This window comes from Phytobacter ursingii (assembly GCF_001022135.1).
Classification (GTDB): Bacteria; Pseudomonadota; Gammaproteobacteria; order Enterobacterales; family Enterobacteriaceae; genus Phytobacter; species Phytobacter ursingii.
Genome location: NZ_CP011602.1, coordinates 1,045,724 through 1,066,349 on the forward strand (window position 1 = coordinate 1,045,724; position 20,626 = coordinate 1,066,349).

Here is a 20,626-nt window from a genome sequence, read left to right on the forward strand (position 1 = left end):
ATGAAAAAGACACTGATTTTGCTTGCGATGGTTATCGCGCTGGTGATCCTGCCGTTTTTTATTAATCACGGCGGTGCGTTCGGTGGCTCCGACGGCGAGGCGGAAAGCCAGATTCAGGTCGTCGCGCCGCATTATAAACCCTGGTTCCAGCCGCTGTATGAACCTGCCAGCGGGGAAATTGAAAGCCTGCTCTTTACCCTGCAAGGATCGATGGGCGCGGCGGTTATCTTCTACATCCTGGGCTATATGAAAGGCAGGCAGCGTGCTGACGAACGGGCTTGATCGGCTGAGCTACCAGAGCCGCTGGTTCTCTGTTGCCCCGGAGCGCAAATTCTTTCTCTGGCTGGCGATGATGATCCTGGCGTTTTCGCTGCCTCCTGTCGGGCAGGGGGTGTTGTTGGTGGCGCTGGCGGCCTTTACCTGCTGGCTGCTGCGCATTTCGTTTTGGCGCTGGTTGCGCTGGATGGCTATCCCCATCGGTTTTTTGCTGGTGGGGGTGCTGACGATACTGTTTAGCGTCACTCAGGATCCGCAGCATTTGTTGGTGGGCATCCCGTTGGGAAGCTACTGGCTGGGCGTTTTGCCGGAAGGGCTGACAATGGCTAATACCACCTTCTGGCGCAGCCTGGCGGCGCTGGCGGCAACCTTCTGGCTGGTGCTGAACTTGCCGTTTCCGCAACTCATCGTGCTACTCCGAAAGGGGCGAGTGCCGCGTCTGTTGACCGAACAAATTCTGCTGACCTGGCGGTTTATCTTCATCCTGCTGGAGGAGGCGGCGGCAATCCACCGGGCGCAAACGCTGCGTTTTGGTTATCGTACCTTGCCGCTGGGATACCGCTCGCTGGCGATGCTGGTTGGGCTTTTATTTACCCGCGTGTTGCTGCGTTACAAAGAGATGGCGACCACGCTGGATATCAAACTCTATCAGGGTGATTTTCACCTGTAAGGAATGGCATGCTGGCGACCGACGGGCTGTGGTTCAGTTATCAGGACGAGCGCACCCTGAAAGGGTTAACGCTTGATTTCTCACGCCAGCCTGTCACGGGGCTGGTGGGGGCGAACGGCTGCGGCAAATCGACGCTGTTTATGAATCTGAGCGGAATTTTGCGCCCGCAGCAAGGAGCGGTGCTGTGGCAGGGAAAACCGCTTGATTACAGCAAACGCGGGCTGCTTGCGCTGCGCCAGAAGGTTGCGACCGTGTTTCAGGATCCCGATCAGCAGATTTTCTACACTGACATCGACAGCGACATCGCTTTTGCCCTGCGCAATATTGGCGTGGCGGAAGATGAGATTGCCAGGCGCACCGACGATGCACTCACGCTGGTGGATGCGCAAGCTTTTCGCCATCAGCCGATTCAGTGCCTGAGCCATGGGCAGAAAAAACGCATCGCCATTGCCGGGGCGCTGGTATTACAGGCCAAATATTTGCTGCTGGATGAACCGACTGCCGGGCTGGATCCCTCCGGGCGCACGCAGATGATCGCGATTATTCAGCGAATTGTGGCGCAGGGAAATCATGTGGTGATTTCCAGCCATGATATTGATTTGATTTATGAGATTTGCGATGCGGTGTATGTTCTACGCCGCGGCGAAATGCTGGCGTACGGCACGCCGGGCGAGGTGTTTGCCCAAAAAGCGCAAATTGAACAGGCCGGGTTAACGCAGCCATGGCTGGTAAAGCTGCATACCGAACTGGGTATGCCGCTGTGCAAAAGTGAAGCTGAATTTTATACCCGCATGCGGGCAATGCCTGTTAAGGAGGCGTCATGACACTGGCGATAATGTTGCAGGGAACGGCATCAGATGTGGGCAAAAGCGTGCTGGTGGCCGGGCTTTGTCGCATCCTGTATCAGGATGGATTAAAAACCGCCCCCTTTAAATCGCAGAATATGGCGCTTAACTCGGGTATTACCCCAGGCGGCCAGGAGATGGGGCGCGCGCAAATTTTTCAGGCAGAGGCAGCAGGGATTGTGCCGGATGTGCGCATGAACCCGGTATTGCTTAAGCCCACCAGCGACCGCAAAGCGCAGGTGGTGTTAATGGGTAAAGTGGCGACCGATATGGACGCCGTCAGCTATCACGACTACAAACCACGCCTGCGCGAGCAGATTATCCACGTCTACCAGAGTCTGGCTCATGAATACGACGCCATTGTGCTGGAAGGGGCAGGCAGCCCGGCGGAAATTAATCTGCGCGATCGCGATATCGTTAATATGGGTATGGCAGAGATGGCGCAGTGCCCGGTGGTGCTGGTGGCAGATATCGACAGGGGGGGCGTCTTCGCCGCGATTTATGGCACCCTGGCGCTGTTGCAGGAACATGAACGTTGGCGCGTGAAAGGGGTCATCATTAATAAATTCCGCGGCGACGTGGCCCTGCTGACGCCCGGCATCAAACAGATTGAAGACCTGACCGGTGTGCCGGTGTTGGGCGTGATGCCCTGGCTGGACGTGGATTTAGAAGACGAAGACGGCGTAGCATTGCAGCGCGGTAAATACCAGCGCACCGGAGAGCGAGCCATTGATATTGCCGTAGTGCAGTTGCCGCACATCTCGAATTTCACCGATTTTAACGCCCTTGCCGCGCAACCGGACGTACGTGTGCACTACGTGCGCTCGCCGCAAGAGTTGCAAAATACCGATCTCGTCATCCTGCCCGGCAGCAAGAATACGCTGGGGGATCTCACCTGGCTGCAGCAGAGCGGGCTGGCGCAGGCAGTCTTACAGCAGCATCGGCAGGGCGTGCCGGTACTGGGGGTCTGTGGCGGCTACCAGATGCTGGGTGAAACCATTGTCGATGAAGTGGAATCAGGGCTCGGTACGCTACCGGGGCTGGGGCTGCTCAATATCGTCACCCATTTTGCACAGAACAAAACCACCACGCTGGTGGCGGCCACAGTCCAGGAAAAACTACCCGGACTGCTGGCGGCCTGCGGGGATATTGCGTTGCACGGTTATGAAATACATATGGGGGAAACCACCCTGCATGATGGATGCCGTCCGATGCTATGGCTGGAAAAAGAAGGGCAACGCATTGCCGACGGTGCGGTCAGCGAAGACGGACTGGTGTCTGGCACCTATCTGCACGGGCTTTTTGACAGCAACGATTTTACCCGCACGCTGATTAACGCGCTGCGCGTGCGCAAAGGCTTGCCGCCGCTGGATAGCATGGTCGATTATGCGCGCTACAAGGCGCAGCAGTTTGACCTGCTGGCAGACGCCATGCGCGAGAACATCGACATCGACAGGATCTATCAGATTATGCATCAACATCAGGAACGCGCATGTTAACGCTGGTTACAGGTGGGGCGCGTAGTGGCAAAAGCCGACACGCTGAATCGCTGGTTGCAAACGCGAAGGGCGTTCTCTATATCGCCACTTCGCAAATTTTTGATGAGGAGATGGCGGCTCGTATTCAGCACCATCGGGACGGCCGCCCGGCGCACTGGCGTACCGAAGAGCGCTGGCAGGATCTGACCGATATCATCACCGCCGCTAACGCCCCGGATGAGGCCATTTTACTGGAGTGCATTACCACGATGGTGACCAACCTGCTGTTCGCGCACGGTGGCGACAGCGACCCGGACGGCTGGGACTATGCGCTGCTGGAAGCGCGGGTGCAGGAAGAGATCGAACGGCTCATTGCCGCTTGTGCGCGTTGTCCGGCACCGATAGTGCTGGTGACCAACGAAGTGGGCATGGGGATTGTGCCGGAGAACCGTCTGGCGCGGCATTTTCGCGATATCGCCGGGCGGGTGAATCAACGTCTGGCGCAGGCGGCGGATAATGTCTGGCTGGTGGTGTCCGGGATTGGAGTCAAAATCAAATGATCAGGCTGTTTTTTGCCACGCTGTCGTTTATCAGCCGCTTGCCGGTGCCCGCTCGCCTGGTTCAGGGGCTGGATGTCGAAGATTACGTGCGCGGTATCGTCACTTTTCCCTTTGTCGGCGTGGTGCTTGGCGGTATCAGCGGCGGCCTGTTTATGTTGCTCCAGCCCTGGTGTGGGGCGCCGTTGGCGGCATTGTTTGCGGTTCTGGCGCTGGCGTTACTGACCGGTGGGTTTCATCTCGACGGCCTGGCGGATACCTGCGATGGGGTCTTCTCTGCCCGCACGCGCGAGCGGATGCTGGAGATCATGCGCGACAGCCGCCTGGGTACCCACGGTGGGCTGGCGCTGGTGTTTGTGCTGGTGGCGAAAATCCTGGTTATCAGCGAACTCTCCCTGCGTGGGCTTGCTATGCCTGCGGCGTTCGCTGCGGCTTGTGCCGCCGGGCGCGGGTGCGCGGTGGTGATGATGTATGGTCATCGCTACGCCCGGGAAGAGGGGCTGGGCAATTTGTTTATCGGCAAGGTTACGTTCACGCAGACCGTTATCACGCTGGCTTTTGCGCTGCTGGTGGCGGTGGGGCTGGAAGGGACGCGTGGTCTGACAGCGTTGCTGATAACCGCGCTGGCGATTTTTCTGCTCGGCCTGCTGCTTAAACGCACGCTCGGCGGGCAAACGGGCGACACGTTGGGTGCCGCCATTGAACTGGGTGAACTGGTTTTCCTTATGGCGCTGCTCTGAGCGGCCCTTACCACTACTGAGAATTCCTATGCAAACACTGACTTCGTTACTGGCAGCAATTCCCGCGCTCGATCAAAGGGCGATGACGCAGGCGCAACAGCATATTGATGGTTTACTCAAGCCGCCCGGAAGCCTGGGACGCCTGGAGTCGCTGGCGGTGCAGCTCGCCGGGATGCCGGGGTTAGGTGGTAAACCGCAGACAGGGAAGAAAGCCATCATCGTGATGTGTGCCGATCATGGCGTCTGGCACGAAGGGGTGGCGATTTCACCGCAGGTGGTGACGGTTATTCAGGCGGCAAATATGACCCAGGGGACCACGGGCGTTTGCGTGCTGGCGGCGCAGGCCGGAGCGAAAGTGCATGTGCTCGATGTCGGTATCGACAGCGATCCGATCCCAGGGCTTGTGAACATGAAGGTTGCGCGCGGCAGTAATAACATCGCGCAGGGCCCGGCGATGAGTGCCGCGCAGGCGCAGGAACTGCTGCTGGAAACCATCCGTTATACCCGTGAACAGGCGGCTGATGGCGTGCAGCTTTTTGGCGTGGGCGAGCTGGGTATGGCGAACACCACCCCTGCTGCGGCGATTGTCAGCGTGCTGACCGGGGAAGCGCCGGAGTCGGTGGTGGGGATTGGTGCGAATTTGCCGGAATCACAGCTGGGGCATAAAGCGCAGGTGGTGCGTCGTGCCATTGAGATCAATAAGCCTGATGCAACCAATGGGCTGGATGTGCTGGCGAAAGTGGGCGGTTTTGATCTGCTGGGGATGGCTGGCGTGATGATCGGCGCCGCATCATGTGGCCTGCCCGTGGTGCTGGACGGTTTCTTATCCTATGCCTCGGCGCTGGCCGCGTGCCGTATCGAACCGAAGGTGAAGGATTACCTGATCCCATCGCATCTTTCGGCGGAGAAAGGGGCGCGTATTGCCCTGCAAAACCTTGGCCTCGAGCCCTATCTCAATATGGGGATGCGTCTGGGCGAGGGCAGCGGTGCGGCATTAGCCATGCAACTGGTGGATGCCGCCTGCGCGATGCACAACAACATGGGGACGCTGGCTGGCAGTAATATTGTTTTGCCTGAGACGAAGTAACAAACCGCTCGAACGATCCCCTCACCCCAACCCTCTCCCCGGGGGAGAGGGAGAAAACCGGTCGTAGCCCGGATAAGGCGTTTACGCCGCATCCGGGAATGCCACCAACGGCACAACGTGTTTTTCTCCCTTGCCGGGGTGAAGGGACTTATCTCCCCGCCTGCATCACCTGCAACAACGTATCCAGCAGCCCAGGAAAACGGGTGTCCAAATCTTCCCTGCGTAACGAAATCATATTCTCCCGCCCCTGCGGACGCTGCCAGACCACGCCGCTATCGCGCAACACGCGCCAGTGATGGGTCATCGTAGATTTCGCCACATCTTCCGGGCGCAGCGCATTACAACTCAACTCACTGCCATCGGCGAGGCGCTTGATCATCGCCAGGCGCAAAGGGTTACCAAGGGCAAAAAGGACGTTTTCGAGCAATATTTGTTCGGTATCGGGGTGGTTCGCAATCATAGTTTTCCTGAGTCGGCGGTTGCTCTGCTCATGATGAGCAGCAGCCCGTATCGGCGGCTGGCCGGTAATATACCCGATGCGTACAGGCACGGCTATGCGCCATGCATCAGGTCCAACAATCTCAATGATAGCGCAAAATTTAAAAATAGTACTAGAATACTCGTACAGTTGGACTATTATAGTCTGCGAAACCTAACCGGCCATATCGGCCATTTATTGTCAAACTGACTAAGGACGCATCATGCCCCGACCCATCCCCCTCGAACGTTATCGCAACATCGGTATCTCCGCGCACATCGATGCCGGTAAAACGACAACCACAGAACGCATCCTGTTTTACACCGGGATGAGCCACAAACTGGGTGAAGTACACGATGGCGCGGCAACAACCGACTGGATGGAACAGGAGCAAGAGCGCGGGATTACCATTACGTCCGCGGCGGTAAGCTGCTTCTGGCCCGGTATGGACCGAGGTTACGAACCGCACCGCATCAATATCATCGACACCCCAGGGCACGTGGATTTCACCATTGAAGTGGAACGATCCATGCGTGTACTGGATGGCGCAGTGATGGTTTATGACTCCGTTGGCGGCGTACAGCCACAATCGGAAACCGTCTGGCGGCAGGCCAACAAATACCATGTGCCGCGCCTGGCGTTCGTCAACAAAATGGACCGCCCCGGCGCGGATTTCTTCCGCGTGGTGCAGATGATGATTGACCGCCTGAAAGCCAACCCGGTGCCGATTGTTATCCCTATCGGCGCAGAGGAACATTTCACCGGCGTGGTGGATCTCATCAAAATGCGCGCCATTGTGTGGGATGACGCTACCCAGGGCATGACCTTTAGCTATGCGCCTGTGCCGGATGATCTGCTGGCCACCGCCCAGGAATGGCGTGAAAAAATGGTCTCTGCGGCAGCCGAAGCTAGCGATGAACTGATGGACAAGTACCTGGAAACCGGCTCGCTGGACGAAGCAGAAATCATCGCCGGGCTGCGTAAACGTACCGTAGCCGGTGAGATCCAGCCGATGCTGTGCGGCAGCGCCTTTAAAAACAAAGGGGTGCAGCGCATGCTCGATGCGGTGATTGAGCTGATGCCATCGCCGCTGGATATTCCGGCGATTCAGGGCGTGGACGAAAAAGGCCAGCCTGCGGAACGTCATCCGAGCGACGACGAGCCGTTCTCGGCTCTGGCGTTTAAACTGATGACCGACCCGTACGTGGGTCAACTGACCTTTATCCGTGTCTATTCCGGCGTGCTGAAAAAAGGCGATGCGGTATGGAACCCGGTGAAAGGTAAGAAAGAGCGTATTGGTCGTATCGTGCAGATGCATGCCAACGATCGCCATGAAGTCGACGAGCTACGGGCGGGCGATATTGCCGCCTGTGTGGGGCTGAAAGATGTGACCACCGGCGACACCCTGAGTGATCCGGATGCGGTGATCACCCTGGAGCGGATGGAGTTCCCGGAACCGGTGATTTCGCTGGCCATTGAGCCGAAAACCAAAGCGGACCAGGAAAAGATGGGTATCGCTTTGCAACGCCTGGCGTCCGAAGACCCGTCGTTCCGTCTTCACACTGACGAAGAATCCGGGCAGACCATTATTTCCGGGATGGGCGAGTTACATCTGGAAATTATCGTCGACCGTATGAAACGTGAGTTCGGCGTGGAAGCGAATATCGGGCGTCCGCAGGTCACTTACCGTGAGACGTTGCGTAAAGCGGTGAAAGAGATTGAAGGGAAATTTGTGCGCCAGTCCGGTGGTAAAGGGCAGTACGGCCATGTCGTGCTGAGTCTGGAACCGCTGGAGCCGGGCAGTGGCTTTGTGTTTGAAGATGCCACCAAAGGCGGCGTAGTGCCGCGCGAGTACATTCCATCCGTGGAAAAAGGGCTGCGCGAAGCCATGAACAATGGCGTGCTGGCGGGGTATCCGGTGGTGGACGTGAAAGCGACCCTGACGTTTGGTTCGTACCACGATGTCGACTCCTCGGAAATGGCCTTCCGCATGGCAGCGATCTTCGGCTTTAAAGATGGCGCCCGCAAAGCGGACCCGGCGATCCTGGAGCCGATTATGCATGTGGAAGTGGAAACGCCGGAAGAGTACGCCGGGAATATCATGGGTGACCTCTCTTCCCGTCGCGGGATGGTGCAGGGTATGGAAGAGCGCTTCGGTAGCCAGATTATCCGCGCCGACGTGCCGCTGGCGGAGATGTTTGGTTACTCCACCACGCTGCGTTCCATGTCGCAGGGCCGTGCGACCTACAGCATGGAGTTCCATCATTACGCGGAAGCCCCGCGCAATGTGGCGGACGACATCATTGCCAGCCGCGCCAAAGCATAATCTGTTGGCTGTAAATGAAAACCCCGCTTCGGCGGGGTTTTTTATGGGCATTTTTTCTCACCCTGACCCAGACGTAGCCCGGAGATCCGGGGTATCTGCGATTCACAACCTTCCCGGATGGCGGCGTAATCATTACGCCTCCTCCGACAGCAATTGACCCTGGCTGAAACTCCATTCGTCGGCGGTATTGAACTGGATCATCACCATCACATCATTTGGGTGAATATCCAGCGCGCTCTGCAGCCGTTGGCACAGTACGCGGCAGAAATTTTGCTTTTGCGCACGCGTTCGGGGTTTGCCCGCCAGGATATGAAACTGGATGAAATTGTCGCTGCGCCCGCCGCTTTTATAGTGGCGGTCAAACACCCGCTGCTTGGCCGGCAGCGCTTCAAACACCTGAAAACGGTCGCCGGGCGGAACAGAAAACTCGTCCTCCAGCGTCTGTTGCAGGATGTCGGAAATCTGCGTGATCTGCGCGTCGCTATACCCCTGACGCAGGGTGATACGGGTGAAAGGCATGTGTTTACTCCTCTTCCAGACAACCGAGGGCGGACACCGCCGCAGGCCAGCCCGCGTAGAACGCCAGGTGGGTGAAGACTTCGGCTATCTCTTCACGGCTCAGGCCATTTTGCTGTGCGAAGTTGATATGCCAGGGGAGTTGCTGTACGCGGCCCAGCGCCGTCAACGCACCCAGCGTGATCAGGCTGCGCTCGCGCGGGGAAAGCGCCTCACGTTTCCAGATATCATTGAACAGCACTTCCTGGCTGAGCTCGGCCAGCTTCGGTGCGACGCGGGCCAGGGTTTCACGATCGAGGGACTTCGCCATGGTGTTCTCTCCGTATTGACAGTGAGGCGATTGTGGCGCGATAGTTTCATCCTGAAAATCAAATTATATGCAATCAACAATCCCGTATTTCAGGACGATAATGAACAAACTTCCCCTGACGCTCGACCTCGATGCCCTGCGCAGTTTTGTAACCGGCATTGAATGCGGCAGCTTTGCACTGGCAGCAAGCCGCCTGTGTCGCTCAACGTCGGCGGTAAGCGCGCAGCTTAAAAAGCTGGAACAACAGTGCGATGCCGAACTGGTGGTGAAACAGGGCCGCCACCTGGCGTTAACGCGCAATGGCGAGATCCTGATGGGCTACGCCCGTCGTCTGCTGGCGCTCAATGATGAGGCACAGCGGGCGCTGAAAGGCGAATTGCTGCAGGGGGAGATCAGCATTGGCATGCAGGAGGATTTTGGCGAGTCGCTGATGCCCGGCATTCTGGGCGAATTCAAGCGCCACCATCCGGGGCTGCGGATCATCGCCCGGGTGGATCGCAACCCGGCGTTGCTCACGGCGCTCGATGACAACGCGCTAGATATGGCACTCCTGTGGCAGCCGGAAAACGCCCCGCGCGAAGGCAAACTTCTCGGCCAGTGCCAGCTGGAGTGGATACAGCATCCGGAACTGGACATCAGCACACTGCTGGCCAAGGGCGAGCCGTTGCCGCTGGTGATGTTTGAAAATCCGTGTCTGATGCGATCGCGCGCCACCGCCTGTCTGGATCGGGCGGGCATTGCCTGGCGGGTGGTGTTTGTCAGCCACAGTCTGAGCGGTATCTGGGCGGCGGTACAGGCGGGGCTGGGCATTACATTGCGCACGCGGGTCGGAATGCCAGGTAATCTTCGCGTAGCGGGAGGTATTCTGCCATCACCGGGGAAGCTGGGGATCATGCTGGCGCAGGGGCAGGGGAATGCGGCAGATACCGGTGCGCGGGCGAAGCTGGGGCAACTGATGGAAGCGGCGTTGTTGAACGTGAGATAAGGTGTTTTCTTGCATGTCGGTCAATTAATTTGATGCATTATGTTAAACAAACGATATTTATTCTCATCGACGAATGCGTAGAGTAGTGGGCAGCAAAGACAGCAAAGCCCTGTCGACATTTCCCTGAGAATAAGGACCCACGTCATGAAGAAGATTGGATTTTTGTCATTTGGTCACTGGACGCCGTCGCCGCAGTCGGGAACCCGTTCGGCCGCTGACGCGTTGCTGCAATCCATCGATCTGGCGGTTGCCGCCGAAGAACTGGGGGCCGATGGCGCATATTTCAGGGTGCACCATTTTGCGCGGCAGTTAAGCTCGCCGTTCCCACTATTGGCGGCGATTGGGGCGAAAACCAGCACAATCGAAATTGGCACGGGCGTTATCGATATGCGCTATGAGAACCCGCTCTATATGGCTGAAGACGCGGGGGCAGCCGATTTAATCTCCGGTGGGCGTTTACAACTGGGCATCAGCCGTGGCTCCCCCGAGCAGGTTATTGATGGCTGGCGCTACTTTGGCTACGCCCCGTCTGAGGGGGAAAATGAGTCGGATATGGCGCGTCGCCACACCGAAGTGCTGCTGGATGTGCTGCGCGGTGAAGGTTTTGCGAAACCCAATCCGCAACCGATGTTCCCGAACCCGCCGGGTCTGCTGCGTCCTGAACCCTTTTCCGACGGACTGCGTGAGCGTATCTGGTGGGGGGCCGGCTCTAACGCCACGGCAGTATGGGCGGCGAAGCTGGGGATGAATCTGCAAAGCTCGACGCTGAAAGATGATGAAACCGGCGAGCCGTTCCACATCCAGCAGGCAAAACAGATCCGTGCTTACCGCGAAGCCTGGGCCGAAGCGGGGCACACCCGTACGCCGCGTGTTTCGGTCAGCCGCAGTATTTTTGCCCTGATGAACGATCAGGACCGGATGTATTTCGGCTCAGGCCGTGACGACAGCGATAAAGTCGGTTTTCTCGATGAGAAAACCCGGGCTATCTTCGGACGCAGCTTTGCCGCCGAGCCGGACAAGCTTGTCGAGCAACTGAAACAGGATGAGGCGATTGCCGAAGCCGACACCTTGTTGCTGACGGTGCCAAATCAGCTGGGTGTGGAGTACAACGTGCATGTGATTGAGTCTATTCTGAAACATGTTGCTCCGGCGATGGGCTGGCGCGATTAAAAAGTAATAACGCCTCGCACAGTTCGACAGGCGAGGCGTTACATCACATTCAAATCGCTTACGGGTGAGCTTGCGGCTGTAGCTGATAAATCCAGGCGCTGACCCGCTCGCCATTCGTAGTGGTGACGTCAACCTCAACGCGATCGTAGCCCTCTTCAAACTCATCCAGCATCGGCCAGTGTGCTTCAAGGTTATCGGAGATAAACAGGTAACCCTGGACCTGCGTTCCGTTTTTCTGCAAAACAATGCCCGGAAAATCTGCCGCCGCGCCCCAGCCGCGTTCGTAAAACGTGCCTGTCACATACCCCGGCAGCCACTCGCCGCCGATGTTTTCCAGAATATATGCATTAGAGTGGCCCGGGCGTAGTGTCCCGTAGACAAACAAGCGTTCCATTTTCCCTCGTTAGCTCACGCAATATTGCCCCCAATGGGGAAAGAAGTGTCTTCAAAATAAGAGGTTATCACGCACGTCGCAACCTGTTGCTCATCGGGTTTTGTTATCGCTGTGCGGCGAAGGATTACCAGAATCGCCACCACGGGTGATATTCTGCAAGGTATTGTTCGAGATGTTCAGTGATATGACCTTGTTCTTCCGGGATAGCCTGCAATCTGATTTGTACCACCTTACCTTTGATGCTGAAGAACAGCGACAAGCCATCCTCGTAAGCCAAATAGCTTGAGCCCACAAATTTCCAGACGTCACCTTTGCAACGGGTGATCCTGTCGTAATCGACGAAGGTTTTCGTCACCTTATAATATTTACCGGCAACCAGATGTCTGTAGGTTTGTTTGAGTTTGTGGGTGTCCATGGTGTGGGTTCCTTTGCCTGACGCTGGCAATGATAGGCGAGAACGCAGGAAGAGGGGAGTTTATGTGATCATGGACAGGGGGCGAAAAGGGGGTTGTATACGCAAAATGGTTGGATGCCGGCTGAGAGCGAGGAGTGGAGCAGAGCGTGAACCTCTGCCCCTTATTGATCGCCACCCTTCGCGGTGCCAGTGGCGCATACTGAACTATTTCAACCCTTGCCAAACGGCCTGGCTGTATCACCGCTCCCTAAGCGGTCATGTTATAACACGCCCAGTTGTTTCATCAGGGTCAGATTATCTTCAAGATGCCAGTTCGCGGTGATTTTATTGTTCCTGACCTGATAGATATCCGTCGCGATGAAATCAACCTGCTGGCCCTTTCCTTTTAGTTTGCCGAAGGTTCCCGTGAAATGTCCGCGGAAATGAAGGTGCGATACCACGCGATCGCCTGCAACGATCATCTGCTCAACCTCACAACGCAGATCCGGAACGGCGGTACGGAAGGCCCGGGAAGCCAGGAGCGCGCCTTCCGGCCCCTGCTTGCGGCCTTCAGGCGGCGTCTTATCGACAAAATTATCGGCCAGAGCCTCGCGGGCCAGGGCTTCATCACCCGTATTCCAGAAGGTTGCGTAACGTCGGGCAACGGTTTCAAGCGCAGTCACATGCGCTGATGATGTATGGCTTTCCACAATCAATTCATGGGGTTTCACCAGCTCAGGCGGGGCTGAAAACACAGCGCTGGAGATGGGAAGCAGCATAAGCGCTGCCAGACGGGGAGGATAAAGCGTTATTTTTTTCATAAAAGGTCCTTGGTGTTGCCTCAGAGAAACCGGTGACACGGGCACATTTCAGGCACCCGTGGATAAACCGTGAGGATCAGTTAATCAGCGCGCCGCCTTCGATATCCAGAAGGGTTCCGGTGACAAAGGGGTTGTCCATCACAAACAGATACCCTTTTGCAATGTCCTCTGGCCGACCGAAGGCTTTGGCCGGCAGATTTTCAGCGGCAGAGGCAAGCATTTTTTCGCGGGCCGCAGGATCCATGCCTGCGTAAGCCTCGGTATCTGTCAGCCCCGGGCTCACTGCGTTTACCCGCTGCGGAGAAAGCTCTTTCGCCAGCACCTTAACGGCTGACTCCAGGGCCGCGTTCATGGTGGTCTTGACGATAGTTCCCGCGACAGTGCGGCGGGAAACAAAGCCGCTGGTCAGCGTCAGGGTGCCCCGGGGACGAATATTTTTACTCAGATACCTGGCGACATGGATACTGCCCCAGAATTTGGTATCGAAAGCCTGCCGGGCCTCGTTCAGATTCAGTGAAGTGAGCGCGCCGCCAGGTGCATGCGATCCCGCCGTCACAATGATGTTATCTACCTCTCCGAGCGTCTGGCTAAGCTGAATCACTTCCTCTTCTTTGCTGATATCAAGGACGACGGTGTTCACTGCGGCTTTTTTCTGGCTCAGAAACTGTCTGGCCCGCGCCAGCTTTTCACTGTCACGTCCGGCAAGAATCAGGCTCTCTCCCCGTTCAGCCAGCGCTCGGGCTACGGCAAAGCCAATCCCGGAAGCCCCGCCGATGATTAATGTTTTCTTCGCCATCATGTTATGCCTCGTCGGTTTGGTAGAACGGATAATCGGTATAGCCTGCGCTGCTTCCGCCAAAGAGCGTGGCGGGATTGCTTATGGTTGCTAATGGAAGGTTATTCCTGAGCCGGTACGGCAGGTCAGGGTTGGCAATAAACGGGCGGCCAAAGGCAAACAGGTCGGCCAACCCCGCCTTAAGAAGTTTGTCCACTTTGTCCTGGTTGTAATTTCCGGCGACAATAAGGGTGCCGCTGAAGGTGGCGCGTAATGTTTCGCGAAAATCAGCAGGTACCTGTGGGGCATCGTCCCAGTCGGCCTCCGCCAGGTGGATATAGGCGATACCTTTCTTCTCGCACCACGCAGCCAGCGCGAGGATCGCTTCATTCACCTGTGGGTCGTTCATTCCGCGTTGGGTGATGAAAGGGGAAAGGCGTATGCCCGTGCGCGAATTGCCGATGGCGTCGCTGATGGCTTCCAGCACCTCCTGCGCAAAACGGATCCGGTTAGCCAGGCTGCCGCCATACTGATCGGTGCGTTTGTTCGATGTCCGGCGAAGAAACTGATCGATCAGATAGCCATTACCGCCGTGCACCTCAATCCCATCAAAACCGGCGTTAATAGCATTTAGCGCGGCCTGCCGGTAATCAGCGATAATTTGCTGAATATCAGCATGCTCAAGTGCCCGCGGTTGTGGGCAGTCGACCATATGTCCTTCCCCCTGCTCATCAACAACCCATACCTGGGCATCGGGTGCGAGTGCAGAGGGCGCGACAGGTTTGCCATCTGCATGGAAACCCGCATATGACATGCGCCCAACGTGCCAGAGCTGGGAAAAGATAACCCCACCTGCACGGTGGACGGCTTCTGTGCTCAGCCGCCATCCTTCAACCTGCTCAGGGGAGTGCAGGCCTGGTGTCCAGGAATACCCCTGGCCCTGAGGTGAAATCTGCGTGGCTTCTGTGATGATCAAACCCGCGCTGGCGCGTTGCTGGTAATACGCCGCCATGAGTGCGGAAGGAATGTTTCCCGGCTGCAATGCCCGCGCCCGGGTCATCGGCGCCATCACGATGCGGTTTTTCAGGCTGAGGGCCTTTAGCGGGTAGCTATCAAAAAGTGTACGATTTTCCATTTTCTGTCCCCGTAATGAATTGTTGAAAGTACTTTACGCGGCGTCAGATTTTTTGATAATGGCATGAAAATAGGATTCTCTTTTCAGGATTACTGAATAATGGGAAAGCTTGAAGATATGACGCTGCTCGTTGCAGTGGTGGAGGCGGGCGGGCTTTCAGCTGCGGGTCGGCGTATGGGACTCTCGGCGGCTACCATGACCGCCAGGCTAAAGGCGATTGAAGAGCGTTATCAGACCCGGTTATTTCATCGCTCTACTCGCGCCATTACCATGACGCGTGCCGGTGAAGAGTTCTATCACGCTGCACTGCGCGTCCTGGAGGAAATGAACCACGCGGAGTCGCTGCTTACGCAAAAAGAAGGCGTGCTCAGCGGTAATATTCGCATTTCGGCCCCCTCCGATTTTGGTCGACAGTATCTCAGCCCGGCGCTGCTCGATTTTTCCCGGCTACATCCGGCAGTGAAAAGCTCGGTATACCTGGGGGAAAATGTTGAAGATCTGGTCGCCAACCGTCTGGATATGAGCATTCGCTTCGGAAACCTGCCAGACAGCAGCCTGGTCGTGAAAAATATCCGCCCGAATCACAGGGTACTGGTCGCCTCCGCCAGTTATCTCCAGGCGGCGGGCACACCCGATACCATTGAGGATCTACACCGCCACCGATGTCTGGCGCTGGAACTGCGCGGCATGGTCATGAACGAATGGCGTTTTGAGCACGATGGTAAACAGAGTGCATTACGTTTTACCCCAGCCATGGTGTGTGACGATGGTGCGCTACTCCGCCAGTGGGTACTGGCGGATGCGGGTATTGCCAGTAAGTCATGGTGGGATGTAAAGCGTGATGTGGAACAGGGGAGGCTGCGCCTGTTGTTTGCGGAAAGTTTTATCGGGTTTAGCCGCTTTGATAAAAAAAATGTCGGGCTGCAATTTGTCTATCCACAGCGACGCCTGCAACCGCTACCGGTTACCGCCTTCACACAGTTTTTTATTGACTGGCTGGAAAATGAGTAGCTGCTGTAAATGGACAGAGGGGAAATCTGGCTTGTTTCACTGGACCCGATTGCCGGGTACGAACAAAGCGGAAAACGTCCGGTGCTTATCGTATCGAAGGCATCATTTAATGCGCTCACCCGTTTACCCGCTGTTCCGGTCACCAGCGGCGGAAACGTTACGTGTGCGGCTGGGTTTGCCATTTCACTGGACGGTGCGGGAACGAAAACGACTATGATTCGCTGCGACCATCCCAGAATCATTGATATGGACGCGCGAAACGGCAAGCGCCTGGAACCTGTACCAGAAGCTATCGTGAATCAAGTACTGGCCCGACTGGAAGCCATTCTGAGGTGAGATTTTGCCATAAGGCAGGGGGAAGTTTGGTGAGCGTGACATCATCGAAGTGAAATGCTCAAAGCCTGACCGCGAATGCACATCGGGTACAGAAGAAATATCAAGAATCGGAAAAGCAAAAAGCCTGCTCGAAAGCAGGCTTCTTAAATTTGGCTCCTCTGACTGGACTCGAACCAGTGACATACGGATTAACAGTCCGCCGTTCTACCGACTGAACTACAGAGGAATCGGTGTGGAGTCGTATCTTAGCGGCGAAAAAACTTTTGTCAAACCTGATTTCAGGCGGTTTTGTGCAACTGTCGCAAATCACGGCAGTTTGCTGTAATTAACAACAATTTTTTGGAAATGCTTTGCAGGATCACGAATTCTCCCCCATCATTTGAAATGAAGTTTCATCTTTCTCACTAAGGTCAATTTTGAACGTCGTCGCCCCGATACGCCAGGCCATCATGCGTACGCCATGGTACGCCAAACGCAAGAGCTACAAGGTCCTGTTCTGGCGTGAAATCACGCCGCTCGCTATCCCCATCTTCCTCGAAAACACCTGCGTCCTGTTAATGGGCGTACTCAGTACTTTCCTTGTCAGTTGGCTCGGTAAAGAAGCCATGGCGGGGGTGGGGCTGGCCGACAGCTTTAACATGGTCATCATGTCGTTTTTCGCCGCAATTGACCTAGGAACCACGGTTGTCGTGGCATTCAGCCTCGGCAAGCTCGATAAAAAGCGGGCGAGGGCAGCGGCGCGCCAGTCTCTGGTGATCATGACCCTGTTCTCCATTATTCTGGCGGCGGTTATTCACTACTTTGGCGCGCAAATCATCGACTTTATCGCCGGGGCCGCCACGCCAGAGGTGAAAGCGCTGGCGCTGACCTACCTGGAACTCACCGTGCTGAGTTATCCGGCCGCGGCTATCGCGTTGATTGGTAGCGGTGCGCTGCGTGGGGCCGGGAACACCAAAATTCCGCTATTGATAAACGGTGGGATGAATATCCTCAATATTATTATCAGTAGCATCCTGATTTACGGCGCGTTCTCCTGGCCGGGGCTGGGTTTTGCCGGCGCCGGGCTGGGGCTGACCATTGCCCGATATATCGGCGCGATTGCCATTATCTGGGTGTTGATGATTGGTTTTAATCCGGCGCTGCGCATCCCACTGAAAAGCTATTTCAAGCCGCTTAACTTCGCCATTATCTGGGAAGTGATGGGCATTGGTATTCCGGCGAGTATTGAGTCGGTGCTGTTTAACGGCGGGAAATTGCTGACGCAAATGTTTGTCGCCGGGATGGGGACCAACGTTATCGCCGGTAACTTTATTGCCTTCTCCGTCGCCGCGTTGATTAACCTCCCCGGTAACGCCCTGGGCTCGGCATCTACCATTATTACCGGTAAACGTCTGGGTAAAGGGCAGCGCAGTCAGGCTGAACGACAGCTACGCCACGTGTTCTGGCTGTCGACCATTATATTGACGCTTATCGCGTGGGGCACGGCGCCCTTTGCCGGGCTGCTGGCGTCGTTCTATACCCACGAAGAAGACGTAAAAGAGGTGGTCAAGACGCTTCTCTGGCTTAACGCTGCGTTTATGCCGATCTGGGCTGCGTCCTGGGTGCTGCCTGCGGGGCAGAAAGGCGCGCGCGATGCCCGTTTCGCCATGTGGGTGTCGATGCTGGGTATGTGGGGGTGTCGCGTAGTGGCCGGCTACACACTTGGGATTATGCTCGGTATGGGCGTGGTCGGCGTGTGGCTCGGGATGGTCCTCGACTGGGCGGTGCGCGGTGCGCTCTTTTACTGGCGTATGGTGAGTGGCCGTTGGCTGTGGAAATACCCGAAAGTACCGCGAGATCACACGTAACCGCTTCATTTTCCCACAGAGTGGAGAATAAATCGGCAAACGGACATTTTTGTGAAAACAGCCTTTGACAAGGGCAGGTGGCCTCGTTAATATGCGCCTCGTTCACACGATTCCTCTGTAGTTCAGTCGGTAGAACGGCGGACTGTTAATCCGTATGTCACTGGTTCGAGTCCAGTCAGAGGAGCCAAATTTGAAAACCCGCTTAAGGCAACTTAAGCGGGTTTTTGCTTTTCTGATGCTTTCCACTTCACGTTTATCTGCGCCGTTCCAGCAGCACGAAATAGACGATGGTCATCACCAGCACGATCAATAGCAAAATCAGCGCGGCGGCGGCCCCTTCGTTGAGTGACAGCCCCAGAAATGCCCGACGATAGGCAAAAAAGCTTAGTACTTCGGTGGCATTCCCCGGTCCGCCGCGGGTCAGAATATAGGGCAGGTCGTAGGTGCGAAGCTCGTTAATCAGCTGAATCACAATCGCAATGGCTGATACCGGGCGCAGCATCGGCAGGGTGATATACCAGAACTGCTGTAAGCTATTTGCGCCGTCAATTTCGGCGGCTTCGTACGGATCTTTAGGTAACGATGCCAGCCCTGCGGCGAGGATCAGCACCACAAATGACATCTGCTGCCAGACATCAATAAACACCATGCTCCAGAACGCCAGCGTTGGGTTGCCCAGCCAGTCTACGCCCGGCAGGCCAACGCTTTGCAGCATATGGTTGATAATCCCAAGGTTCGGTTGCAGCAACATCCGCCAGATGAGCGCCACGCTCACTGGCGACATCGCCATTGGGATGGACAGTAATGCAAAATAGACCGGGCGGGTCTTCACCACCCGGTTGAGCATCAGAGCGATACCCAGCCCGACAATAAATTCACCGGTTACCGTCAGTAACGAATAACGGATAGTCAGCCAGGCAGAGTGCCAGAAGGTATCGCTGCTCAGCACGCTAATAAAATTATCCAGCCCTGCAAAAGGGAAGATCTCCGCATGCATCAGCGTATACGACGAAAAAGCCAGTACAACGGAATAGATAACAGGGAAGCCGAGCACAATCGCCAGAGCCAGCAACCCAGGCAGGGCGAATGCCCAGCCTGTTACCCGGAATCTGTCTATTGTTAAACGGTACTTCGGTTTCACGCTAAATTCCTCAGCTACAGCCATCTGCCGGCCCCCTTTGTCTTATTTCACCAGCAACTTATCCAGTTGTTCGGATGCATTTTTCAAAGACTTGTCGACGGTGTTTTCGCCACTCGCCAGCAGGGACAGTTGCGTCCCCAGAACATCTTCATACTGAGCGGAATAGGAGAAGACCGGGAAGGATTTACCGGACGCCACAATATTCAGTGCGTCTTTATAGTAAGGATACTTTTTCAGTACCTCCGCATTTTCATAGACATCGGAACGAACAGGCGCGTGCCCCTGCAATGCCCGTGCGGTGGTGACTTCTTTACTCTGTACCCACTGAATAAAGGTCCAGGCGGCCTGTTTTTCTTTATCTGAGACGTTTTTCGGAATGCCCCAGCCCCAGCCGCCGCTCTCACCATGACCACCAGGAACGGTTGTCAGCGCGAGTTTACCCGCCACGGCCGGGCAGGCGGTGGCATTATCCAGTTGTGGCAGCATCCACCAGTAGGTCAACATACTGAACGCTTTACCGCTGCACATCAGACGCACGGTATCGTCGAGGGTGGCGGAAAGCGCGCCGGTCTGGGCGGCATTCTTGATGGCATCCGCATACAGCGTCATCGCTTTATTCCCCGCCGGGCTGTTCAGTGCGGATTTGCCTTTGTCGTCTACGTAAGCGCCGCCGCTGGAAAACAGGTAGTTCGAGAATTCCATGCTGTTCGGATCGCCGCGCTGCCCCTGCATAGCGGCCCCGGCCATATCACTGTTCTTCTTAATAAATTTGGCAAGCGCGACGTATTCTTCCAGCGTTTTGGGCTGTTCGAGAGGCTTTTTAAACTCGGCCTGATAGGCGCTCTTGATTTTCTCATCCTGCAATACATCCGTGCGGTAAATCAGCCCCATGGAGTAGTTGTACATCGGGATCAGCGTGGTTTTATTGGGCGTCACATTAATCAGCGACACGGTGGCCGGAATAAACGCCGACATATCAAAGTTAGCTTTTTTCACATCCGGGGTGAGGTCGGTTAGCCAGCCAGCTTTGCTGAATTCCCCCGCCCAAAGAAAATCCACTTCCAGCAAGTTGTAATAGCTCTGCGACTGAATCAACTGCGAAACCAGCTTGTCATGCATATCGCCGTAACCGATTTTCTCGAACTGGACTTGAATGTGGTACTGCTTCTCGAAATCAGGCAGCATTTTTTCAATGATTTTCGTTTCCGGAACATCTTCCATCAACGCACGCAGCACAACATCTTCCGCCCGAACGGACGCCGAAAGGCTAAGGACTATCAGACCCGATAACAATGTGACTTTCTTACGATTCAACATAATTAACTCCTGGAGAA

24 protein-coding genes and 2 tRNA genes are annotated in these 20,626 nt (G+C 56.0%); 15 read left to right on the forward strand and 11 right to left on the reverse strand.

Annotation, left to right across the window (positions count from 1 at the left end; translation table 11 throughout):
* From AB182_RS08225 to cobT, 7 genes are read left to right on the forward strand one after another with little or no spacing between them, the layout of a single operon-like run.
* On the forward strand, positions 1 to 282 hold the full coding sequence (locus tag AB182_RS08225; RefSeq protein WP_047369673.1) for an energy-coupling factor ABC transporter substrate-binding protein: 282 nt from the start codon (positions 1 to 3) through the stop codon (positions 280 to 282).
* On the forward strand, positions 266 to 946 hold the full coding sequence (locus AB182_RS08230; protein ID WP_047373223.1) for an energy-coupling factor ABC transporter transmembrane protein: 681 nt from the start codon (positions 266 to 268) through the stop codon (positions 944 to 946). Before AB182_RS08225 ends, AB182_RS08230 begins: the two co-directional genes overlap by 17 nt.
* Positions 947 to 954: 8 nt before the next feature.
* Positions 955 to 1,770 carry an energy-coupling factor ABC transporter ATP-binding protein gene (locus AB182_RS08235; RefSeq protein ID WP_047369674.1) on the forward strand — a complete coding sequence of 272 codons (816 nt, stop codon included), beginning with the start codon at positions 955 to 957 and terminating at the stop codon, positions 1,768 to 1,770.
* Entirely contained in the window at positions 1,767 to 3,290 is a 1,524-nt protein-coding gene (locus tag AB182_RS08240) for a cobyric acid synthase (RefSeq protein WP_047369675.1), read from the forward strand. The genes AB182_RS08235 and AB182_RS08240 overlap by 4 nt, the downstream gene beginning before the upstream one ends.
* Complete coding sequence (cobU, locus tag AB182_RS08245; protein WP_047369676.1) at positions 3,284 to 3,829, forward strand: bifunctional adenosylcobinamide kinase/adenosylcobinamide-phosphate guanylyltransferase; 546 nt, start codon at positions 3,284 to 3,286, stop codon at positions 3,827 to 3,829. The genes AB182_RS08240 and cobU overlap by 7 nt, the downstream gene beginning before the upstream one ends.
* On the forward strand, positions 3,826 to 4,566 hold the full coding sequence (cobS, locus tag AB182_RS08250; protein ID WP_047369677.1) for an adenosylcobinamide-GDP ribazoletransferase: 741 nt from the start codon (positions 3,826 to 3,828) through the stop codon (positions 4,564 to 4,566). Before cobU ends, cobS begins: the two co-directional genes overlap by 4 nt.
* 28 nt (positions 4,567 to 4,594) lie before the next feature.
* On the forward strand, positions 4,595 to 5,653 hold the full coding sequence (cobT, locus tag AB182_RS08255) for a nicotinate-nucleotide--dimethylbenzimidazole phosphoribosyltransferase (protein ID WP_047369678.1): 1,059 nt from the start codon (positions 4,595 to 4,597) through the stop codon (positions 5,651 to 5,653).
* 148 nt (positions 5,654 to 5,801) lie between these two features.
* Here cobT and AB182_RS08260 read toward each other — a convergent pair whose 3' ends face one another.
* A complete protein-coding gene (locus tag AB182_RS08260) occupies positions 5,802 to 6,113 on the reverse strand; it encodes an ArsR/SmtB family transcription factor (protein ID WP_047369679.1) in 312 nt (103 codons plus the stop codon).
* A 241-nt stretch (positions 6,114 to 6,354) separates the two neighbouring features.
* Here AB182_RS08260 and fusA point away from each other — a divergent pair, with 241 nt between their 5' ends.
* Positions 6,355 to 8,457, forward strand: coding sequence for an elongation factor G (fusA, locus tag AB182_RS08265; RefSeq protein ID WP_047369680.1), 2,103 nt, complete (start codon positions 6,355 to 6,357; stop codon positions 8,455 to 8,457).
* A gap of 132 nt (positions 8,458 to 8,589) precedes the next feature.
* Here fusA and AB182_RS08270 read toward each other — a convergent pair whose 3' ends face one another.
* Together AB182_RS08270 and AB182_RS08275 are read right to left on the reverse strand one after the other, a co-directional pair.
* Entirely contained in the window at positions 8,590 to 8,976 is a 387-nt protein-coding gene (locus AB182_RS08270) for a tautomerase family protein (protein WP_047369681.1), read from the reverse strand.
* Between the two features lie 4 nt (positions 8,977 to 8,980).
* On the reverse strand, positions 8,981 to 9,283 hold the full coding sequence (locus AB182_RS08275) for a carboxymuconolactone decarboxylase family protein (RefSeq protein WP_047369682.1): 303 nt from the start codon (positions 9,281 to 9,283) through the stop codon (positions 8,981 to 8,983).
* Between the two features lie 100 nt (positions 9,284 to 9,383).
* On the opposite strand from AB182_RS08275, the gene AB182_RS08280 reads away from it, so the two are divergent.
* The gene (locus AB182_RS08280) at positions 9,384 to 10,268 is read left to right on the forward strand and encodes a LysR substrate-binding domain-containing protein (RefSeq protein WP_047369683.1); all 885 of its coding nucleotides are present in this window, start codon (positions 9,384 to 9,386) and stop codon (positions 10,266 to 10,268) included.
* Positions 10,269 to 10,412: 144 nt separating this feature from the next.
* The gene (locus AB182_RS08285) at positions 10,413 to 11,438 is read left to right on the forward strand and encodes an LLM class flavin-dependent oxidoreductase (protein ID WP_047369684.1); all 1,026 of its coding nucleotides are present in this window, start codon (positions 10,413 to 10,415) and stop codon (positions 11,436 to 11,438) included.
* Positions 11,439 to 11,496: 58 nt separating this feature from the next.
* On the opposite strand, the gene AB182_RS08290 is transcribed toward AB182_RS08285, so the two are convergent.
* The 5 genes from AB182_RS08290 to AB182_RS08310 all read right to left on the reverse strand — a co-directional run bounded on the left by AB182_RS08290 (position 11,497) and on the right by AB182_RS08310 (position 14,957).
* Entirely contained in the window at positions 11,497 to 11,832 is a 336-nt protein-coding gene (locus AB182_RS08290) for a gamma-glutamylcyclotransferase family protein (protein ID WP_047369685.1), read from the reverse strand.
* A gap of 124 nt (positions 11,833 to 11,956) precedes the next feature.
* On the reverse strand, positions 11,957 to 12,247 hold the full coding sequence (locus tag AB182_RS08295; RefSeq protein ID WP_047369686.1) for a DUF3601 domain-containing protein: 291 nt from the start codon (positions 12,245 to 12,247) through the stop codon (positions 11,957 to 11,959).
* A 260-nt stretch (positions 12,248 to 12,507) separates the two neighbouring features.
* Positions 12,508 to 13,047, reverse strand: coding sequence for an ester cyclase (locus AB182_RS08300; RefSeq protein ID WP_047369687.1), 540 nt, complete (start codon positions 13,045 to 13,047; stop codon positions 12,508 to 12,510).
* Positions 13,048 to 13,123: 76 nt separating this feature from the next.
* Positions 13,124 to 13,843: an SDR family oxidoreductase gene (locus AB182_RS08305; protein ID WP_047373224.1), complete on the reverse strand. Its 720-nt coding sequence runs from the start codon at positions 13,841 to 13,843 to the stop codon at positions 13,124 to 13,126.
* A 4-nt stretch (positions 13,844 to 13,847) separates the two neighbouring features.
* Positions 13,848 to 14,957, reverse strand: coding sequence for an alkene reductase (locus AB182_RS08310; RefSeq protein ID WP_047369688.1), 1,110 nt, complete (start codon positions 14,955 to 14,957; stop codon positions 13,848 to 13,850).
* 99 nt (positions 14,958 to 15,056) lie between these two features.
* Here AB182_RS08310 and AB182_RS08315 point away from each other — a divergent pair, with 99 nt between their 5' ends.
* Entirely contained in the window at positions 15,057 to 15,968 is a 912-nt protein-coding gene (locus tag AB182_RS08315) for a LysR family transcriptional regulator (RefSeq protein ID WP_047369689.1), read from the forward strand.
* A gap of 9 nt (positions 15,969 to 15,977) precedes the next feature.
* The gene (locus AB182_RS08320) at positions 15,978 to 16,304 is read left to right on the forward strand and encodes a type II toxin-antitoxin system PemK/MazF family toxin (protein WP_047369690.1); all 327 of its coding nucleotides are present in this window, start codon (positions 15,978 to 15,980) and stop codon (positions 16,302 to 16,304) included.
* 150 nt (positions 16,305 to 16,454) lie between these two features.
* On the opposite strand, the gene AB182_RS08325 is transcribed toward AB182_RS08320, so the two are convergent.
* Positions 16,455 to 16,530 (reverse strand) — tRNA-Asn (locus AB182_RS08325).
* A gap of 6 nt (positions 16,531 to 16,536) precedes the next feature.
* Between AB182_RS08325 and AB182_RS33345 the strand changes: the two genes are divergently transcribed.
* The 3 genes from AB182_RS33345 (at position 16,537) to AB182_RS08335 (ending at position 18,338) form a co-directional block, all read left to right on the forward strand.
* Positions 16,537 to 16,629 carry a DUF5951 family protein gene (locus AB182_RS33345; protein ID WP_222708277.1) on the forward strand — a complete coding sequence of 31 codons (93 nt, stop codon included), beginning with the start codon at positions 16,537 to 16,539 and terminating at the stop codon, positions 16,627 to 16,629.
* A gap of 124 nt (positions 16,630 to 16,753) precedes the next feature.
* Positions 16,754 to 18,151, forward strand: a complete 1,398-nt coding sequence (locus AB182_RS08330) for an EmmdR/YeeO family multidrug/toxin efflux MATE transporter (protein WP_223883620.1) — start codon at positions 16,754 to 16,756, stop codon at positions 18,149 to 18,151.
* Between the two features lie 111 nt (positions 18,152 to 18,262).
* Positions 18,263 to 18,338, forward strand: a tRNA-Asn gene (locus AB182_RS08335).
* 66 nt (positions 18,339 to 18,404) lie between these two features.
* Here AB182_RS08335 and AB182_RS08340 read toward each other — a convergent pair.
* Together AB182_RS08340 and AB182_RS08345 are read right to left on the reverse strand one after the other, a co-directional pair.
* Positions 18,405 to 19,316, reverse strand: a complete 912-nt coding sequence (locus tag AB182_RS08340; protein WP_047369692.1) for a carbohydrate ABC transporter permease — start codon at positions 19,314 to 19,316, stop codon at positions 18,405 to 18,407.
* Positions 19,317 to 19,334: 18 nt separating this feature from the next.
* Complete coding sequence (locus AB182_RS08345; RefSeq protein ID WP_047369693.1) at positions 19,335 to 20,609, reverse strand: extracellular solute-binding protein; 1,275 nt, start codon at positions 20,607 to 20,609, stop codon at positions 19,335 to 19,337.
* Positions 20,610 to 20,626 lie beyond the last annotated feature (17 nt).

Bases quoted from the DNA above. Each gene is read 5' to 3' on its own strand.
- AB182_RS08235 (WP_047369674.1), top strand. From the start codon at position 955: ATGCTGGCGACCGACGGGCTGTGGTTCAGTTATCAGGACGAGCGCACC.
- AB182_RS08290 (WP_047369685.1), bottom strand. From the start codon at position 11,832: ATGGAACGCTTGTTTGTCTACGGGACACTACGCCCGGGCCACTCTAAT.
- fusA (WP_047369680.1), top strand. From the start codon at position 6,355: ATGCCCCGACCCATCCCCCTCGAACGTTATCGCAACATCGGTATCTCC.
- AB182_RS08275 (WP_047369682.1), bottom strand. From the start codon at position 9,283: ATGGCGAAGTCCCTCGATCGTGAAACCCTGGCCCGCGTCGCACCGAAG.
- AB182_RS08315 (WP_047369689.1), top strand. From the start codon at position 15,057: ATGGGAAAGCTTGAAGATATGACGCTGCTCGTTGCAGTGGTGGAGGCG.
- AB182_RS08260 (WP_047369679.1), bottom strand. From the start codon at position 6,113: ATGATTGCGAACCACCCCGATACCGAACAAATATTGCTCGAAAACGTC.
- AB182_RS08310 (WP_047369688.1), bottom strand. From the start codon at position 14,957: ATGGAAAATCGTACACTTTTTGATAGCTACCCGCTAAAGGCCCTCAGC.
- AB182_RS08300 (WP_047369687.1), bottom strand. From the start codon at position 13,047: ATGAAAAAAATAACGCTTTATCCTCCCCGTCTGGCAGCGCTTATGCTG.
- AB182_RS08340 (WP_047369692.1), bottom strand. From the start codon at position 19,316: ATGGCTGTAGCTGAGGAATTTAGCGTGAAACCGAAGTACCGTTTAACA.
- cobS (WP_047369677.1), top strand. From the start codon at position 3,826: ATGATCAGGCTGTTTTTTGCCACGCTGTCGTTTATCAGCCGCTTGCCG.
- AB182_RS08225 (WP_047369673.1), top strand. From the start codon at position 1: ATGAAAAAGACACTGATTTTGCTTGCGATGGTTATCGCGCTGGTGATC.
- cobU (WP_047369676.1), top strand. From the start codon at position 3,284: ATGTTAACGCTGGTTACAGGTGGGGCGCGTAGTGGCAAAAGCCGACAC.
- AB182_RS08320 (WP_047369690.1), top strand. From the start codon at position 15,978: ATGGACAGAGGGGAAATCTGGCTTGTTTCACTGGACCCGATTGCCGGG.
- AB182_RS08305 (WP_047373224.1), bottom strand. From the start codon at position 13,843: ATGGCGAAGAAAACATTAATCATCGGCGGGGCTTCCGGGATTGGCTTT.
- AB182_RS08280 (WP_047369683.1), top strand. From the start codon at position 9,384: ATGAACAAACTTCCCCTGACGCTCGACCTCGATGCCCTGCGCAGTTTT.
- AB182_RS08285 (WP_047369684.1), top strand. From the start codon at position 10,413: ATGAAGAAGATTGGATTTTTGTCATTTGGTCACTGGACGCCGTCGCCG.
- AB182_RS08330 (WP_223883620.1), top strand. From the start codon at position 16,754: ATGCGTACGCCATGGTACGCCAAACGCAAGAGCTACAAGGTCCTGTTC.
- AB182_RS08270 (WP_047369681.1), bottom strand. From the start codon at position 8,976: ATGCCTTTCACCCGTATCACCCTGCGTCAGGGGTATAGCGACGCGCAG.
- cobT (WP_047369678.1), top strand. From the start codon at position 4,595: ATGCAAACACTGACTTCGTTACTGGCAGCAATTCCCGCGCTCGATCAA.
- AB182_RS08295 (WP_047369686.1), bottom strand. From the start codon at position 12,247: ATGGACACCCACAAACTCAAACAAACCTACAGACATCTGGTTGCCGGT.
- AB182_RS08240 (WP_047369675.1), top strand. From the start codon at position 1,767: ATGACACTGGCGATAATGTTGCAGGGAACGGCATCAGATGTGGGCAAA.
- AB182_RS08345 (WP_047369693.1), bottom strand. From the start codon at position 20,609: ATGTTGAATCGTAAGAAAGTCACATTGTTATCGGGTCTGATAGTCCTT.